The organism is Nonomuraea sp. NPDC050663 (assembly GCF_044456985.1).
Lineage (GTDB): Bacteria > Actinomycetota > Actinomycetes > Streptosporangiales > Streptosporangiaceae > Nonomuraea.
On the sequence record NZ_JBITGL010000020.1, the window covers coordinates 57,489 to 74,674 of the forward strand.

Genomic DNA, 17,186 nt, shown 5'->3' on the forward strand with positions numbered 1-17,186 from the left:
CGCCCGGGCCGCCGGGCGGGACCTTCCACGTCTTGCTAGACCAGCGGTCGCGCGGTCGGCAGGATCGGGTACGGCAGAGCGGTCTCGCCGGTGAGGAAGCGATCGACGCACGACGCGGCGGCGCGCCCCTCGGCGATGGCCCAGACGATCAGCGACTGCCCGCGGCCCATGTCACCGGCCGAGAACACGCCGGAGACGTTGGTCATGTACGTCTTGTCACGCGCCACGTTGCCCCGGGGGTCGTAGTCGACGCCCAGGTCCGTCAGCAGGGCGCCCTTCTCCGGGCCGACGAAGCCCATCGACAGGGTGACCAGGTCGGCGGGGATCTCGCGCTCGGTGCCGGGGATCGGCTTGAAGCCGGTCTGCGGCCCCTCGACGTCGACGACACGCAGCGCGCGCACGTTGCCCTCGCCGTCGTCGACGAACTCGACCGTGGAGACCGCGTAGACCCGCGCTCCCCCGCCGTCCTCGAGCTCCTCGTGGGCGCTCTCCATCTTGAACAGCGTCGGGAACGTCGGCCACGGCTGCGAACCGGCGCGGGTGCCCGGCGGCTTGGGCATGATCTCGAGCTGGGTGACCGAGGCGGCACCCTGGCGGATCGCCGTACCGATGCAGTCGGCGCCGGTGTCGCCGCCGCCGATCACGACCACGTGCTTGCCGCGGGCGTTGATCGGCGAGTCGGCCATCGACACGTTGGCCGGCGGGAGGAACTCCATCGCCTGGTAGACGCCGTTGAGCGAGCGCCCGGCGATGGGCAGGTCGCGCCACTGGGTGGCGCCACCGGCCAGGACGACCGCGTCGAACCGCTCGCGCAGCTCGGCCGCGGTGACGTCGACGCCGACGTTGCAGTCGGTGACGAACGTCGTGCCCTCGGCCCGCATCTGCTCGATGCGGCGGTCGATGTGGCGTTTCTCCATCTTGAACTCGGGGATGCCGTAGCGCAGCAGCCCGCCGACGGCGTCGGCCCGCTCGTAGACGGTCACGTCGTGACCGGCGCGCGACAGCTGCTGGGCGGCGGCCAGGCCGGCCGGGCCCGAGCCGACGACCGCCACCCGGCGACCGGTGCGCACCGCGGGCGCCTGCGGCTTGACCCAGCCCTCGGAGAAGGCGCGGTCGATGATCTCGACCTCGACCCGCTTGATCGCCACGGGGTCGGAGTTGATGCCGAGCACGCACGCGGCCTCACACGGAGCCGGGCACAGGCGGCCGGTGAACTCCGGGAAGTTGTTGGTGGCGTGCAGCCGCTCGATGGCCTCCTGCCAGTCGTGGCGGTAGACCAGGTCGTTCCACTCGGGGATGAGGTTCCCGAGCGGGCAGCCGTTGTGGCAGAACGGGATGCCGCAGTCCATGCAGCGGGCGGCCTGCTTGGTCAGCTTGGGCGCCGGGAAGTCCTCGTAGACCTCTCGCCAGTCCTGGATGCGGACGTCGACGGGGCGGCGTGCCGGCAGCTCGCGGTCGTGCGTGAGGAAACCCTTCGGGTCGGCCATCGGTTACGCCTCCTTCGTCTGGATCTGGACTCGCGGGGTGAGCGACCTCGGGGTGAGGGCGCGCGGGGTGAGCGTGCGGGCCACGAGGGGCCGGGCGACCGTACGGCGGGGCCCGGCGCCGGGGGTGTTGACGAACTTGGTCATGACTGCACCGCCGCCGCCATGACCGCCTCGTCGACGTCGCGGCCCTCGATGCGGGCGGCCTCGGCCGCGCGCAGGACCCGCTTGTAGTCGGTCGGCATGATCTTGGTGAAGCGGGTGAGCGCGCCCTGCCAGTCGGCCAGCAGCTCCTTGGCCACCGGCGAGCCGGTCTCCGCGAAGTGCTTGTCGACCTGCTCGCGCAGGAACTCGCCGTCGGCCTCGGCGAGCGGCTCGACCGCCACCATCTCGCGGTTGACCCGCTCGTGGTGGGCGTCGAGCAGGTAGGCGATGCCGCCCGACATGCCCGCCGCGAAGTTGCGGCCGGTCGGTCCGAGGACGATCACGCGGCCGCCGGTCATGTATTCGCAGCCGTGGTCGCCTACTCCCTCGACGACGGCGGTGGCGCCGGAGTTGCGGACGCAGAACCGCTCGCCGACCACGCCGCGGATGAACACCTCGCCGGAGGTCGCCCCGTAGAGGGCGACGTTGCCGGCGATGATGTGGCCGTCGAGCGAGGCGGCGGGCTTGAGCGTGAGCCGCCCGCCCGACAGGCCCTTGCCGAGGTAGTCGTTGGAGTCACCGGTCAGCCTCAGGGTGATGCCGCGCGGGATGAACGCTCCGAAGGAGTTGCCCGCCGAGCCGGTGAAGGCGATGTCGATGGTGTTCTCGGGCAGCCCGGCTCCGCCGTACCGCTTGGTCACCTGGTAGCCGAGCATGGTGCCGACTGTGCGGTTGACGTTGCGGATGGGCAGCTCGAGCGAGACCGGCGTGCCGTTGGCCAGCGCGCCCTCGGCCAGCTGGATGAGGGTGTTGTCGAGGGCGTGCTCCAGGCCGTGGTCCTGGGTGACGACCTGGCGCAGCGGGGTGCCCGCGGGCAGCTCCGGCCGGTGCAGGATCGGCGACAGGTCCAGACCGTTGGCCTTCCAGTGGTCCTCGGCGGCGGTCATGTCGAGCGCCTCGACGTGACCGATCGCCTCGTCGAGGGAGCGGAAGCCGAGCTCGGCCAGGTATTCGCGGATCTCCTCGGCGATGAACTCGAAGAAGTTGACCACGAACTCCGGCTTGCCGCTGAAGCGCTTGCGCAGCTCGGGGTTCTGCGTGGCCACGCCGACGGGGCAGGTGTCGAGGTGGCACACGCGCATCATGACGCAGCCGGAGACGACGAGCGGAGCGGTGGCGAAGCCGTACTCCTCGGCGCCCAGCAGCGCGGCGATGACCACGTCGCGGCCGGTCTTGAGCTGGCCGTCGACCTGGACGACGATGCGGTCGCGCAGGCCGTTGAGCAGCAGGGTCTGCTGGGTCTCGGCCAGGCCGAGCTCCCAGGGGGCGCCCGCGTGCTTCAGGCTCGTGAGCGGGGAGGCTCCGGTGCCGCCGTCGTGGCCGGAGATGAGCACCACGTCGGCGTGCGCCTTGGACACGCCCGCCGCGACAGTCCCGACGCCGACCTCCGCGACCAGCTTCACGTGGACACGCGAGGCGGGGTTGGAGTTCTTCAGGTCGTGGATGAGCTGGGCCAGGTCCTCGATCGAGTAGATGTCGTGGTGGGGAGGCGGCGAGATGAGGCCGACGCCCGGGGTGGAGTGGCGGGTCTTGGCGATCCACGGGTAGACCTTGTGGCCGGGCAGCTGGCCGCCCTCGCCGGGCTTGGCGCCCTGGGCCATCTTGATCTGCAGGTCGTCGGCGTTGACCAGGTACTCCGAGGTGACGCCGAAGCGTCCGGAGGCCACCTGCTTGATGGCGCTGCGCCGCGACGGGTCGTAGAGGCGCTCGGGGTCCTCGCCGCCCTCGCCGGTGTTGGACTTGCCGCCCAGCTGGTTCATGGCCATGGCGAGCGTCTCGTGGGCCTCCATCGAGATGGAGCCGTACGACATCGCGCCGGTGGAGAAGCGCTTGACGATCTCGCTGACCGGCTCGACCTCCTCCAGCGGCACCGGGCTCCTGTCGCTGCTGAACCTGAACAGTCCGCGCAGCGTCATCAGCTTCTCGGCCTGGGAGTCGACGAGGCCGGTGTACTCCTTGAAGATCTCGTAGCGCCGGGTGCGGGTGGCGTGCTGCAGCTTGAAGACGGTCTCGGGGTTGAACAGGTGGGGCTCACCCTCGCGCCGCCACTGGTACTCACCGCCGACCTGGAGCTTGCGGTGGGCGTTCTCCACGCGCGGGTAGGCCTGCCGGTGACGCTTGGCGGCCTCCTCGGCGAGGATGTCGAAGCCCACGCCGCCCAGGCGGGAGGTGGTGCCGGTGAAGCACTCGTCGATGACCTCGGCGCCGAGGCCGAGGGCCTCGAAGATCTGCGCGCCGGTGTAGGAGGCGACCGTCGAGACGCCCATCTTCGACATGACCTTGATGACGCCCTTGCCGTACGCCTTGATCAGGTTGCGCACGGCCTTGGTCTTGTCGATCTGGAGGATGCCGGTGTCGACCAGGTCCTCGACCGTCTCGATGGCCAGGTACGGGTTGATCGCGCCCGCGCCGTAGCCGATGAGCAGCGCCATGTGGTGGCACTCGCGCGCCTCGCCGGTCTCGATGACCAGGCCCACGCGGGTGCGGGTCTTCTCGCGGATGAGGTGGTGGTGCACGGCGCCGGTGAGCAGCAGCGACGGGATCGGCGCCAGCTCGGCGGTGGAGCCGCGGTCCGACAGCACCACGATGCGGGCGCCGTTCTCGATGGCCTGCGAGGCCTCGGCCTTGATCTCCTCCAGGCGCCCGCGAAGCGCCTGGCCGCCGCCGGCGACCTCGTAGAGGCCGGAGATGACGTACGGGTGGAAGCCCGGCAGGTCGTGCTTGTCGTTGATATGGATGATCTTCGCGAGCTCGTCGTTGTCGATCACCGGGTAGGGCAGGACCAGCTGGCGGCAGGAGGCCGGTCCCGGGTCCAGGAGGTTGCCCTCCGGGCCGAGCACGCTGGCCAGCGACGTCACCAGCTCCTCGCGGATGGCGTCGAGCGGCGGGTTGGTGACCTGCGCGAACAGCTGCGAGAAGTAGTCGAACAGCAGGCGCGGCTTCTCGCTCAGCACCGCCACCGGGGTGTCGGTGCCCATCGACCCGATCGGCTCGATGCCGGAGGAGGCCATCGGCGACAGGATGATGCGCAGCTCCTCCTCGGTGTAGCCGAAGGTCTGCTGGCGCTTGATGAGCGCCTCGTGGGTGGGCACCTCGTGGGCGCGCGCGGGCAGCTCCTCGAAGCGCACCAGCCCGGCGTGGAGCCAGTCTTCGTACGGCAGGGCGGCGGCGAGCTCGGCCTTGATCTCGTCGTCCTCGATGATCTTGCCGCGCTCGGTGTCGATGAGGAACATGCGGCCCGGCTGCAGGCGGCCCTTGCGCACGACCTGGTCCTCGGGGATGTCGAGCACGCCCGCCTCGGAGGCCAGCACGACGAGGCCGTCCTCGGTGACCCAGAAGCGCCCGGGGCGCAGGCCGTTGCGGTCGAGCACGGCGCCGGCCAGGGTGCCGTCGGTGAAGGTGATCGAGGCGGGACCGTCCCAGGCCTCCATCATCGAGGCGTGGAACTCGTAGAAGGCCCGGCGGGCCTGGTCCATCTCGGTGTGGTTCTCCCACGCCTCGGGGATCATCATCAGCACGGCGTGCGGCAGCGAGCGGCCACCCAGGTGGAGCAGCTCCAGCACCTCGTCGAAGGAGGCGGTGTCGGAGGCGTCCGGGTCGCAGATCGGGAACAGCCGCTCCAGGTCGCCGGGGATCAGCTCCGACGACAGCATCGCCTCGCGGGCCCGCATCCAGTTGCGGTTGCCCTTGACCGTGTTGATCTCGCCGTTGTGCGCGATGTAGCGGTACGGGTGCGCCAGCGGCCAGCTCGGGAAAGTGTTCGTCGAGAAGCGCGAGTGCACCAGCGCGATCGCCGAGTCGTACCTCTCGTCCGACAGGTCGGGGAAGAACGGCTCGACCTGGTCGGGGGTGAGCATGCCCTTGTAGACGAGCGTGCGGCTCGACAGCGAGGGGAAGTAGACGTCGGCCTCGTGCTCGGCGCGCTTGCGCAGGCAGAAGGCCAGCCGGTCGAGCTCCAGGCCGCTCACGCCGTCGGGCGAGCTGACGAACAGCTGCCCGAAGAACGGCATGACCGCGCGGGCGCTCGGCCCGGGCAGCAGGTTGTCGACCGGGACGTCGCGCCAGCCCAGGACCGTCAGGCCCTCCTCGGCGGCGATCTCCTCGATCATGCGGGTGGCGATCCCGCGGGCCTCCTCGTCGGAGGGGAGGAAGGCCATGCCCACGGCGTAGGCGCCGGCCGCGGGCAGCTCGAACTCCGCCACGGAGCGGAGGAACGCGTCGGGTACCTGCGTGAGGATGCCGGCACCGTCACCGGTGTCCGGTTCACTACCCTTGGCCCCCCGGTGATCGAGATTGACCAGGGCCGTCAGCGCCTTCACCACGATCCCGTGTCCACGGCGTCCGGCCACGTCGGCGACCATCGCGACACCGCAGGCGTCGTGCTCGTTGGCGGGGTGGTAGAGGCCCTGAGGCTCGGGGAATCCCCCAAAGGAGCCGGAGCGGGCAGCAGGCATAGAAACCCTCCCGTCGTCTTCGTCTGCGTCACTTGCTTGCAGGCGGGGACGACGTTGGCCCTGCTGCGTTCGTGCGTAGAAGGTTACCGCACCTCGCCGGAATAGTGCCCACCAGGTCCGGATCGCGAACATTAGCCGGGTCTTGCCATGTGGAATGCGCTATCCCACGACCCGGGACCTCCGGGGGTGCTAGCACCCTTCCACCCGGCTCGCACGCCCGGTTGAATGCCCTCGTGGGTGAGACGACGATGGCGGTGCGGGTCAAGGGCGCGCGGCGCACGTTCGCCGCCGAGCTGGCGCCGGTGCGGGCTCTGCGCGGGGTGGACCTGGAGGTGGCCGAAGGCGAGTTCGTCGCCGTCATGGGACCCTCCGGCTGCGGCAAGTCGACGCTGCTCAACGTGATCGCCGGGCTCGACGTCGTCGACGAGGGCACGGTCGAGGTCGCGGGCGAGCGCGTCGACGGGCGCGACGACGACTGGCTGGCCCGCTTCCGCCGCCACCACGTCGGGTTCGTCTTCCAGTTCTTCAACCTGCTCGACGGCGTCCCGGCGCTCGACAACCTGGTCATGCCGGGGCTGCTGGCCGGGATGCGGCGCAGGGCCGCCGAGTCGCGGGCCCGCGACCTGCTCGACCTGCTCGGCCTCGGCGAGCGTGCGCAGCAGTTGCCCTCGGTGCTCTCCGGCGGGCAGCGCCAGCGCCTGGCGATCGCCCGCGCGCTGGTCAACGCGCCGACGCTGCTGCTGGCCGACGAGCCCACCGGCGCGCTCGACAGCGAGGGCGGGCTGGAGGTGCTGGAGCTGTTCCGCCGCCTGCACGACGACGGCCAGACGATCATCATGGTCACGCACTCCCCCGAGGTCGCCGCGGGCGCGAGCCGGGCGATCCTGATGCGCGACGGGCGGGTGGCATGAGCGCTCTCACCTCGCACTGGCTGCGGCTGGAGTTACGCAGGCGCCTGCGCAGCCTGACGGCGCTCGGCCTGCTGATCGCGCTGGCCTCCGGCACCGTGCTGGCCGGGGTCGCCGCCGCCCGGCGCGGCGACAGCGCCATCGAGCGGCTGATGGCCCGCACCCTGCCTGCCGACGTGATCGCCCTGCCCAACCAGCCCGGCTTCGACTGGGCGCCGATCCGCGCCCTGCCCGAGGTCGAGGCGCTGGCCGGGATCGTGATCGCGCCGTTCTTCGTCGAGGGCCTGCCGGAGTTCTTCGGCTACCTGCCGCCCGCCGACACCGAGGCGATGCGCACGATCGAGCGCCCGGTCGTCCTCGACGGCCGCGTGCCCGACCCGGCGCGCGCCGACGAGGTCGCCGTCACCCCGCTCTTCCTGACCACGCACGGCAAGCGCCTGGGCGACACGCTGACACTGCGCCTGATGACCCCGCAGCAGGCGGAGGACCTCAGCACGTGGAGCGGCGCGGGCGGCGGACCGCTGGTGCCCGCGCGCATCGTCGGCGTCGTGCGCTCCCCGTTCTTCTCCGACAGCATCACCACGCCGGGCAACCTGTTCCCCTCCCCCGCGCTCGTCCAGAAGTACACCGACAACTTCCTGGGCGCCAAGCGCGACTTCGGCTTCGTCAACGCCCTGGTCCGGCTGCGCGGCGGCGAGCAGGCCATCCCCGCGTTCAGCAAGAGCCTGGCCGAGGCGACCGGCCGCACCAACATCGAGCTGATGAACCTGCACGACAAGACCCGCCACCTGCGGCGCATGCAGGGCTTCGAGCGCGACTCGCTGCTGGCCTTCGCCCTGGCCGCCCTGATCGCCGCGATGGTCCTGGTGGGCCAGTCGGTCGCCCGCTACACCACCGCCTCGGTCGGCGAGCTGCAGGCGCTGCGCGCGAGCGGGCTGACCGGCCGCCAGTCGCTGGCCGCCGCGGTCGCCGCGCCGGTGCTGGTCTCGGTGGCGGGCGCGGCGCTGGGGGTGGCGCTGGCCGTGGCCGCCTCGTGGTGGACCCCGATCGGCGCGGCCTCGCTGGTCGAGCCGGATCCCGGCCTCGACGCCGACTGGCCGGTGCTGATCGCGGGGCTGGTGGCCGTGCCGCTGCTGGTGCTGGCCGGGGCGCTGCTGGCGGGACGGCTGGCGCTCACGACGCCGGGCGCCCCGCGCCGTTCGGCCGTGGCCACTGCCGCCGCCCGCGCGGGGCTGCCGGTGCCGGTGGTGGTCGGCGCCCGATTCGCGCTGGAGCCGGGCCGGGGCCGTACCAGCGTGCCCGTCCGCCCGGCGCTGTTCAGCGCGGTCGCGGGGGTGCTCGGCGTGCTCGCGGCCTTCACCTTCTCCGCCGGGGTGAACGACGCGGTGTCCCATCCCGCCCGCTTCGGCATGACCTACCAGCTCATGCTCTTCATGGGCGAGGGCGGCAGGGTCTTCGGCCCGACCGACGAGGCCGTGCGCCTGGCCGCCGCCGACCCCGGCGTCGCCGGGGTGACCGTGTCCTACAGCGACGTGGGCAACGCCGACGACACCTCCGTCGCGCTGTTCTCCTTCGAGCCGAACGGCACGCCCGTCGACGCGGTGCTGACCGAGGGCCGCATGCCTGCCGGCGCGGGCGAGGTGGCGCTGGCGGTGTCGTCGGCCCGCGCGCTGGGCGCCGAGGTGGGCGACGTGGTCACCCTCTCCGGACACGAGCTGCGGGTCACCGGCGTCGGCTTCGTCATGCCCGCCGCGCACAACGAGTACCACGAGGGCGGCTGGCTCACCGGCGACGGCTTCCGCGCCATGTTCGGCGACGGCTTCAAGTACTTCGGCGCGATGCTGGCGCTGCGCCCCGGCGCCGACCCGGCCGCCGTGCACGAACGGCTGGCCGCAGGACTGCGGTCGCTGCCGGGCGAGAACACCATGTCGGTCGATTTCGTGCAGCAGCCCGAGGCCGCCACGGAGATCAGCAACCTGCGGGTCCTGCCGGTCCTGCTCGCCGCCTTCCTGGCGATCCTGGCCGTGGGCGCGGTCGGCCACGCGCTGGCGACAGCCGTACGGCGGCGCGGGGTGGAGGTCGCGGTGATGCGGGCGCTGGGCATGACCAGGCGCCAGGCCAGGACCGTGGTGCTCGTCCAGGCCACGCTGCTGGCGGTGATCGGGCTGAGCTTCGGCGTGCCTCTCGGGGTGGCGCTGGGACGCACGTTGTGGCGGGCGGTGGCCGACCAGACGCCGCTGTTCTACCAGCCGCCGATCGCGTTCTGGGCGCTGCTGCTGGTGACGCCGGTCGCGGTGCTGGTGGCCAACGCGCTGGCGGTCTGGCCGGGACGGCGGGCCGCGCGCATGCGCATCGGCCACGTGCTCCGGGCGGAGTGAGCCCGTGATCCTCGCCTCGCTCGCGCTCACCTGGATCCTGGCGGTCGTGGCCGGGCTGGTGCTGCGCATGGCGAGGCTGGCCGCCGCCCGCCGCAGGAGGCTGCAGTGGCTGGCGGCCACGACGGTCGTCGCGGGCGCGGCGCAGGCCGTGCTCCTGGCATTGCACCTGCTGCTCGGCTTCCCCGCCTCCCCGATGCCGTGGGTGCCGGCGACGCTGGTGCTGCCCCTGGCCGGGCTGGTCCTGGGCCGCGCGCCCGCCACCGCCCGGCGGGCCGAGCGCGCCCTGGTGGAGTCGCTGGTCGTGGCCGGGCTGACGGTGATGGTCGTGACGGTGTACCTGACCGTGGTGGTCGGCCTGGGCCGCTCCCCGGTCGGCGCCGAGCGCGACGTGCTGCTGGCCAGCATCCTGTCCTCGATCACCGCCGTCGCGCTGGCGCTGCCGATGCGCTTCCGCCTGGTGGCGCTCGGCCGCTCCATGCTGCAGCGCCACGGCCCCGACCCGGCCGAGCTGCTGGCCTCCTTCGGCGCCAGGATGAGCCGCGCGGTCCCCTTCGACGAGCTGCTGCTGCAGCTCGTCGAGTCGCTCAGGGCCACGCTCGGCCCCGCGGGCGCCGAGGTGTGGGTCGGCTCGGACGGCCGGCTCTCCCTGGCCGCGAGCGTGCCGGAACGGCAGGCGGCCGAGCTCGTCCTCGACGCCAAGGAGCGCGTCGTGGTCGGCAGGACCAGGACCGGCGGCAACACCTGGCTGTCGGTGTGGCTGCCCGCCCTGCTCGACGGGCCCGCGCCGGTGCGCGCCGCCCCGGCCGCGCACCTGGGCGAGCTGCTGGGCCTGCTGGTCGTACGGCGGGCGCCGGGCGAGGGCGACTTCACCGACGACGACGACCGTGTCCTCGTCGAGCTGGCCAGGCAGGTCGCGCTGGCGCTGCACAACATGCGTCTCGACACCGCGCTCCAGGCCTCCCTGGCCGAGCTGCGGCGGCGCAACGAGGAACTGCAGGCCTCCCGGCTGCGCATCGTGACCGCCGCCGACGCCTCGCGCCGCGCCATCGAGCGCGACCTGCACGACGGCGCCCAGCAGCACCTGGCGGCGCTGAGCGTCAAGCTGGGGCTGGCCGCCGAGCTGCTGCGGCAGCAGCCCGCCACGCTCCCCGCGCTGCTGGAGGAACTGCGCGACGACGTGCGCCAGGCCAACGCCGCCGTCCGCGAGCTGGCGCACGGCATCTATCCGCCGCTGCTGCGCAACCACGGGCTCGGCCAGGCGCTGCGGTCGGTGGCCAGGCGCGTGGCGCTGCCGTACAGCGTGGAGGTCTGCACCGCCGAGCGCTACCCGGAGCAGGTGGAGGCGGCGGTCTACTTCTGCTGCCTGGAGGCGGTGCAGAACGCGGGCAAGCACGCCGGGGAGGGCGCCTCGGTGCGGGTGCGGGTCTGGGCCGACCCGGCGGTGCTGCGCTTCACCGTGAGCGACGACGGGCGCGGCTTCGAGCCGGGGAGCGAGTCAGGGCACGGCTTCGTGAACATGGCCGACCGGCTCGGGGCGATCGGCGGCGCGCTCCAGGTCGAGGCCGCCCCCGGCGCCGGCACGGTGGTGCGCGGCGAGATCCCACTCACTAGGCTGGCCGGGTGGCCATCCGGATCGTGATCGCCGAAGACTCCTTCCTCGTGCGCGAGGGCGTCCGGCGGGTGCTTGACCTGCAGGAGGACCTGGAGGTGGTGGCCACCTGCGGCGACCTGCCCGGATTGCTGGCCGCTGTCGGCGACCACACGCCCGACGTGGTGCTGACCGACATCCGCATGCCGCCCACCAGCACCGACGAGGGCATCCAGGCGGCGACCACGCTCCAGCGCACCCATCCGGGCGTCGGGGTGGTGGTGCTGTCGCAGTTCGCCGAGCCCGCCTACGCCACCCCGCTGCTGTCGGGCGGCAGCTCCGGCCGGGCCTACCTGCTCAAGGAGCGGGTGGGCGACCCGGGGGCGCTCGCCGAGGCGGTCCGCGCGGTGGCGCGTGGAGGCTCGGTCATCGACCCGCTCGTGGTGGAGGCGCTCGTCGCCGACAACGTGCTGGCCCGCAGCTCGCCGCTGGCCGCGCTGACACCGCGCGAACGCGACGTGCTCGCCCACATCGCCCAGGGCAAGAGCAACGCCGCGGTCGCCGCCTCGCTCTTCCTCACCGAGCGGGCCGTCGAGAAGCACATCAACGCCCTGTTCCCCAAGCTCGGCCTGGGCAACGAGCCCGACCTGAACCGGCGGGTCATGGCGGTCCTGCTGTACCTGTCGGCCCACGGCGGCTCCTGAGCCCTCGTGCCAGCACCCTTGGCCGCGGCGGGTCCCACGTCCCACTCTGGTGGGGTGGCAACCGTGTTGATCGTGGACGACCAGCGGCCCTTCAGGTCCGTGGCGCGTGCCCTCGTCGGGGCGCTGCCCGGCTGGCGGGTGCTGGGCGAGGCGGAGACCGGGCACGACGCCGTCGCCCAGGCCCTGGCCGTACGGCCCGCGGTGGTGCTCATGGACATCCACCTGCCCGACATCAGCGGCATCGAGGCCACCAGGCTCATCCTGGCGGCCGCCCCCGCGACCAAGGTGGTGCTGGTGTCGAGCTACGCCGTGGACGATCTTCCTCCCGACGCCCTGAGCTGCGGGGCGGTGCGCTACATCCGCAAGGACGACCTGTCCACCGCCCAGCTGCGCGACCTATGAGGCGGGCCAGTCGAGAGCGATCGGGTAGCTCCACGCGGTGCACTTCGAGCTCGCCAGGAAGCCCCCGCTGTTGCAGCCCTGCACCTTGAAGTGCACGCGGGCGGTCCTCGACTCGTCGCCGTCGGGCAGGAAGAAGCTCTTGTTGATCCGCATGTAGAGGTTCCTGATGTCGCCCCACTGCTGCCAGGAGCCGTTCTGGGTCTTCCACATGACGTTGTAGCGCTCGGTCTTGAGGCTGTCCCAGGCGAAGGAGATGCCGAAGTCCTGGCGGTAGACGCGCAGGAGCATGCGCTCGGAGAGGTTCGGCGACCAGACGATCTTGCCGTACTCGAAGACCTGCCACGAGCCGCGCTTGTCGGCGTAGCCGTACTCCTTGGTGACGGGGCAGCCGTAGGCGCTGTTCTCTCCGCCCTTGTACTCCCACAGGCGGCGGATGAGGCTGTTGGGTTCCGGGATCAGGCCGGGATTGCACGCCGAGGCCTGGGCCTGGGCGGCGGGGGTGACGGTGATCAGTGCGGCCGCGGTGACGGCGGCGGCGAGCAGTGCGCGCATCTCGGGTTCCCTCCCTGGTGGTCGTCCATCTGCCTACGACGGTAGAGATCACGCGAGAGGCCCACGAGGGTGCCAGCACGGAGATGCGCGCGGGATGCCAGCACCACGTCCTCTAGGGTGATCGCATGCTTGGAACCGGCCCGGACGCCCACCTGGACACCCTCCTGGACACCGCGGGCGCCGACAGCAGGCGGCTGCGCCACGCGCTCATGCTGGTGTGCGACGGCCAGTGGTGGACCCGGGCCGACCTGGTGCGGCGCAGCGCGACCTCCAGGCGCTCGATCGAGGCGCTGCTCGCCGCGCTGGAGCTGGAGCACGACGGCGAGCGGTTCCGGGTGCCGCTCGAACACGCGGGAGAGCACCAGGCGCTGTTCGCGATGGCGCCGCCGCCCGCCGACCCGGTCGAGCACCTGCTGCCCCACTACCGCGACGTGCTCGACCGGCTGGAACGGCTCATCGCCGGAGCGCCGGGCGCCCGCGCGGAGCTCGACCACGTCTCGGCCACGCCCGAGACGGTGCTGCGCCGGGCGCTGCTGCTCGGCGCGCGGTTCTGGCTGCACGGCGCCAAGGTGCTGTGCCTGGGCGACCACGACCTGACCTCGCTGGCGATCAAGCTCGTGCACCCCGAGGCCGAGGTCACCGTGGTCGACGTCGACGACCGCATCCTGGCCTACATCGACGCGCAGGGCCTGGGCGTGCGCACCCGCTGGGCCGACCTGCGGCTGGGGCTTCCCGCCTCGGTCCAGGAGCACGACCTGGCGATCACCGACCCGCCGTACACCCCCGAGGGCATCGGGCTGTTCGTGGCCCGCGCGGTCGAGGGGCTCAAGGACGACGGGCGCGTGCTGCTGGCCTACGGCGCCTCCGAGCGCACCCCGATGCTGGCGCTGAAGGTGCAGAACAGCCTGTCGGAGCTGAACCTCGCCTACGAGGCCATGTACCCCGACTTCAACCGCTATTTCGGGGCGGAGGCGATCGGTTCGGCCGCCGACCTCTACATCCTGCGGCCCACCACCAAGACCCGGCCCGCCGTCGCGGCCCGCGTCGACCGCTACGCCACCGCCATCTACACCCACGGCCCCCAGTCCATCGAGTCCGCCACCCCGTTCGTGCGCACGCCAGGGCACGACTTCGGCGACTTCGACTGGAACCTGCTCGTCGGCGAGTGGTCCAAGGACGTCGACCTGCCGCGCGCGCAACTGGCGACCTGGCTGGCCAAGCCCTTCGCCGGACCGCAGGCCAACGTGGCCGTCGCGCTGCCGTCGGGCATGGAGGCGGCGCTGGTCAGGGTGCTGCTGGCGGGGCAGCCCGGCCGGATCAGGGTCTGGATGAAGGCGCTGCCCGGCGACCTCGACCGGATCGAGCGGGTGCTCGCGCCGCTGTACACGATCTCCACGCGCGGGCCCGTGGTCCAGGGCATCCGCCTCGACCTGCCCTTCGACCCGCCGCAGGACCCGGTCGAGGAGCTCACGCAGCGCCTGCTCGGCAAGGGACACGGCAAGCTGGGCAACACCTGGCGCGAGCCGCTCATCTGGCACGCCAAGCAGCGGGGGGTCAAGCTCACCAAGAACGAGGCACGCGCGATCATCGCCGACGCGGCGCCATGGGCCGACGGCCTCGCACCGGTGGAGGCGCCGATGCACCTGCTGGAGGCGCTGCCGGCGGCGATCGAGGACACCCTCCGCCGCGTCGGCGCGGTCACGTGAGCACCCGGGGCCGGCCGGCCGGCTAGCGGCGGTCCCGGTGTCGTGCCGTTTCGCCCAGACGATGGAGCAGGTGCGCCCAGCCGCCGCCGGTCTCCTCTTCCAGTACGGCAGGCAGCCCGCTGTGGCGCAGGGTGAGCCGGGTGCCGTCACCGTCCGGGGTCAGGGTGACCTCGACCTGGGACGTTTCCGGCGCCATGTCGGGCGCTCCCGGGGTGGCCTCCCAGCCGAAGGTGAAGACGAGACGTTCGTACGGCACCAGCTCCACGAACCGTCCGCGCATCACCGGGCGCGGGCCCTCGTGCATCGCCACCCGCAGGATGCCGCCGGGTTGTGCGTCCAGCTCGGCCGTGCCCCACCATCGCGCCAGGCGTGCCGGGTCGGTGAAGAATCGCCAGACCGTCTCGGGACGCGCGCGGATGTGCAACGTCTGCTCGATCGTCCTGCTCACAACGACCCCTTCACGTCCTGGTCGCCGGTGTGCGCACGCTCTTCTCGCTCGGCTTCGCGCTGGAGGCGGCCGAGCGAGGCGGACCACATCGTCTCCAGGAACGTCACCGCCTCGGCCAGCCCCTCCGGACGCAGCCGATAGAAGCGGCGATTGCCGGCGCGGCGGACGTCGACGAGGCGGGCTGCCGCCAGTGTCCGCAGATGCTGGGACACCGCCGGACGGCTGATCCCGGGAAAGCGCTCGGCGATCTCGCCTGCCGACACCTCGCGATCCCGCACCAGGACGAGGATCGCGCGGCGGGTCGGGTCCGCCACCGCGCGCAGCGCGTCGTCCATGGGCCACCGCCTTCGTTTGCGTACTACCGGGACAGTATGTAAGTGTTTAAGCAACATCTTACACACTTTCGACGACGAGGACCCGCCATGCCAGGAGACGGCACCACCCCTGCCCCGCGACCGGAGAACCGGCGCCTGAACGCCCTTGTCGGCCAGTGGCGATCCCAGGGGCGCACAGCGGCCACCGCGACCGGCCCGGCGATCCGCATCGCCGGGTCGGACACCTACGAGTGGCTCGCGGGCGAACACTTCCTCATCCATCGTGTGGACGTGCGCATGAACGAGGAGCATGTCGAGGTCATCGAGATGATCGGGCCCTACGATCCAGCGAGCCGCACCTACCCCATGCGCTCCTTCGACAACCACGGCGCCTTCGTCACCATGCGAGCGAGCGTCGACGACGAGGGTGTCTGGACGTTCGCCGGCGACTCGGAGCGGGCGACGCTGGTCATCGCCGAAGACGGCGACTCCATGGCGGCCGAGTGGGAGCGCACCGACGACGGCTCACACTGGCGGCACTGGATGGACATGAGCTTCACGAGGACTTCCCGCCCCCCACCCGCTAGATCGAGGTGGGCAACCAGTCTCTAGCCCGCGGCCACGACGCGGGGCAGCAAAGCCTTGCTCACCCCGTCGAGCGCCACGTGCGCCTCCGAGACGTCGGCCGCGCCCGAGACCGGCCCCACCCAGCTCACCGTCACGTAATGGCCCAGGGCGCGTGCTTGGGCACGACTCCGGGCGGCCTCGAAGGCGATCGCCTGCCGTACGAAACCCTGCTTGCCCAGCGCGGCCACCAGAGCGTCGGCGGCGGCCGAGTCGGCGAGGTTGAAGACCACGAACTGCCCGGCGACCGGCCCGCCCGCGTAGACGGCGCGCAACGCCTGCGTGCAGCCGGCGGCCTCGACCCCGTCGAGCACCTCGGCGCAGTCGGCGAACTCCGTGGTCGCACCGCGGGCCAGGCCGCCCACGGTCGCCACGGGGAACAGCTCGGCCACCGTCAGCGGCGAGCCGTCGGCCTGCCGCGTGTCGATCGGTGAGTACAGCGCCGAGCTTGCCTCGCCCCTGAACCACGCGGGCCTGACGGCCGAGTCGCGCCCGGCCAGCCAGAACGCGCCCGCCCCCGCGGCGGCGACGGCCACCACCAGGGTGGCGATGATCTTGGTGCGCATCAGGAGGTCCCCGGTCCGGTGATCGCGACGATCCGGCGGTAGAGCGGCTTCTCCACCGCGCGCAATGCCAGCCCCAGCGCCGAGAAGTCGTCCTTGGCGCCGCGCTCGGCGCCGTCGGTGCGCGCCAGCCACACCAGGCCGACGTAGTGTCCCAGCGCGTAGGCCGCCCCCTCGGTGTGGCCGTGGGAGGGGAAGGGCACCTTGTCGTACGGCAGAGGCTGGACCCAACCGCCGAGGTAGAGCGTCTTGAGCGACCGCACCAGCTCGTCGGCGGCCTGTACGTCGCGCAGGTTGAGCACGGTGTACTGCGCGATGTAGCGCTGGTCGGAGCTGACGTAGAGCCCGCGCGCCGCCTGGGAGCAGCCCGCGGCCGACACCTGGTCGATCAGCTCGCGCCCCCACGTGACCGTGGCGCACGACGGCGTCAGGTCCTGGGCGGCCAGCTTGAGCGACACTTTCTTGGTGACCGCCAGGGTCTTGACGCCGAACAGCTCCTTGGCCGTCAGCGGCTTGGCGTCCTGGCCGCGGTCGGCGATGGGCGCGAACAGCTTGGGCGAGACCCAGCCCTGGAACTCGGCGGGCCTGGCCTGGCCAGGCGGCGGATCGTCACCGGCCGGGAGCGGCGGGGCGGTCGCCCCGCTGCCCAGGTTGGTGAGCAGGGCGACCATGCCGGTGGCGGCCAGCAGGACGGCCGCCACGCAGCCGATGATCACCAGGAGGCGCTGCTGCTGGGGCTTGAGCCCCATGCCGGTGAGGCCGGGGAACTGCCAGTCGGACTTGGGCGGGCGGCGGCGTTTGCGCGGAGGGGCGGAGGTTCTCACGGCGCGCCTGCCCCGGTCCGACGGTCGAGGTCC

Annotated in this window: 15 protein-coding genes; 7 read left to right on the top strand and 8 right to left on the bottom strand. The window is 72.2% G+C overall.

Features of this window, described 5'->3' with window-relative positions; translation table 11 throughout:
* Positions 1-35 precede the first annotated feature (35 nt).
* Genes ACIBH1_RS41115 through gltB form a run of 3 tightly spaced genes read right to left on the bottom strand, consistent with a single transcriptional unit; the run spans position 36 to position 6,142 of the window.
* A complete protein-coding gene (locus ACIBH1_RS41115; protein ID WP_397319491.1) occupies positions 36-1,487 on the bottom strand; it encodes a glutamate synthase subunit beta in 1,452 nt (483 codons plus the stop codon).
* Between the two features lie 3 nt (positions 1,488-1,490).
* On the bottom strand, positions 1,491-1,631 hold the full coding sequence (locus ACIBH1_RS41120) for a hypothetical protein (RefSeq protein ID WP_397319492.1): 141 nt from the start codon (positions 1,629-1,631) through the stop codon (positions 1,491-1,493).
* Positions 1,628-6,142 (bottom strand): glutamate synthase large subunit, encoded by a 4,515-nt coding sequence (gene gltB, locus ACIBH1_RS41125; protein WP_397319493.1) that lies wholly within the window; start codon positions 6,140-6,142, stop codon positions 1,628-1,630. The genes ACIBH1_RS41120 and gltB overlap by 4 nt, the downstream gene beginning before the upstream one ends.
* Positions 6,143-6,375: 233 nt before the next feature.
* On the opposite strand from gltB, the gene ACIBH1_RS41130 reads away from it, so the two are divergent.
* The 5 genes from ACIBH1_RS41130 to ACIBH1_RS41150 are packed head-to-tail and all read left to right on the top strand — an operon-like array spanning position 6,376 to position 12,122.
* Positions 6,376-7,053, top strand: a complete 678-nt coding sequence (locus ACIBH1_RS41130; RefSeq protein WP_397319494.1) for an ABC transporter ATP-binding protein — start codon at positions 6,376-6,378, stop codon at positions 7,051-7,053.
* On the top strand, positions 7,050-9,428 hold the full coding sequence (locus ACIBH1_RS41135; RefSeq protein ID WP_397319495.1) for an ABC transporter permease: 2,379 nt from the start codon (positions 7,050-7,052) through the stop codon (positions 9,426-9,428). The genes ACIBH1_RS41130 and ACIBH1_RS41135 overlap by 4 nt, the downstream gene beginning before the upstream one ends.
* Positions 9,429-9,432: 4 nt before the next feature.
* Entirely contained in the window at positions 9,433-11,067 is a 1,635-nt protein-coding gene (locus ACIBH1_RS41140; protein ID WP_397319496.1) for a histidine kinase, read from the top strand.
* Entirely contained in the window at positions 11,049-11,720 is a 672-nt protein-coding gene (locus ACIBH1_RS41145; RefSeq protein ID WP_397319497.1) for a response regulator, read from the top strand. Before ACIBH1_RS41140 ends, ACIBH1_RS41145 begins: the two co-directional genes overlap by 19 nt.
* 54 nt (positions 11,721-11,774) lie before the next feature.
* A complete protein-coding gene (locus ACIBH1_RS41150; protein WP_397319498.1) occupies positions 11,775-12,122 on the top strand; it encodes a response regulator transcription factor in 348 nt (115 codons plus the stop codon).
* Here the strand turns inward: ACIBH1_RS41150 and ACIBH1_RS41155 are convergent.
* Positions 12,117-12,674, bottom strand: a complete 558-nt coding sequence (locus ACIBH1_RS41155) for an LGFP repeat-containing protein (RefSeq protein ID WP_397319499.1) — start codon at positions 12,672-12,674, stop codon at positions 12,117-12,119. The two genes, ACIBH1_RS41150 and ACIBH1_RS41155, sit on opposite strands and share 6 nt — an antisense overlap.
* 125 nt (positions 12,675-12,799) lie before the next feature.
* On the opposite strand from ACIBH1_RS41155, the gene ACIBH1_RS41160 reads away from it, so the two are divergent.
* Positions 12,800-14,380: a bis-aminopropyl spermidine synthase family protein gene (locus ACIBH1_RS41160; protein WP_397319500.1), complete on the top strand. Its 1,581-nt coding sequence runs from the start codon at positions 12,800-12,802 to the stop codon at positions 14,378-14,380.
* A 22-nt stretch (positions 14,381-14,402) separates the two neighbouring features.
* Here ACIBH1_RS41160 and ACIBH1_RS41165 read toward each other — a convergent pair whose 3' ends face one another.
* Positions 14,403-14,828, bottom strand: a complete 426-nt coding sequence (locus ACIBH1_RS41165; protein ID WP_397319501.1) for an SRPBCC domain-containing protein — start codon at positions 14,826-14,828, stop codon at positions 14,403-14,405.
* A complete protein-coding gene (locus ACIBH1_RS41170) occupies positions 14,825-15,163 on the bottom strand; it encodes an ArsR/SmtB family transcription factor (RefSeq protein ID WP_397319502.1) in 339 nt (112 codons plus the stop codon). Before ACIBH1_RS41170 ends, ACIBH1_RS41165 begins: the two co-directional genes overlap by 4 nt.
* A gap of 87 nt (positions 15,164-15,250) precedes the next feature.
* On the opposite strand from ACIBH1_RS41170, the gene ACIBH1_RS41175 reads away from it, so the two are divergent.
* Positions 15,251-15,754 carry a DUF1579 family protein gene (locus ACIBH1_RS41175; RefSeq protein WP_397319503.1) on the top strand — a complete coding sequence of 168 codons (504 nt, stop codon included), beginning with the start codon at positions 15,251-15,253 and terminating at the stop codon, positions 15,752-15,754.
* Here the strand turns inward: ACIBH1_RS41175 and ACIBH1_RS41180 are convergent.
* On the bottom strand, positions 15,751-16,332 hold the full coding sequence (locus ACIBH1_RS41180) for a hypothetical protein (protein WP_397319504.1): 582 nt from the start codon (positions 16,330-16,332) through the stop codon (positions 15,751-15,753). The genes ACIBH1_RS41175 and ACIBH1_RS41180 overlap by 4 nt on opposite strands.
* A complete protein-coding gene (locus tag ACIBH1_RS41185; protein WP_397319505.1) occupies positions 16,332-17,153 on the bottom strand; it encodes a hypothetical protein in 822 nt (273 codons plus the stop codon). Before ACIBH1_RS41185 ends, ACIBH1_RS41180 begins: the two co-directional genes overlap by 1 nt.
* Between the last annotated feature and the right edge of the window lie 33 nt (positions 17,154-17,186).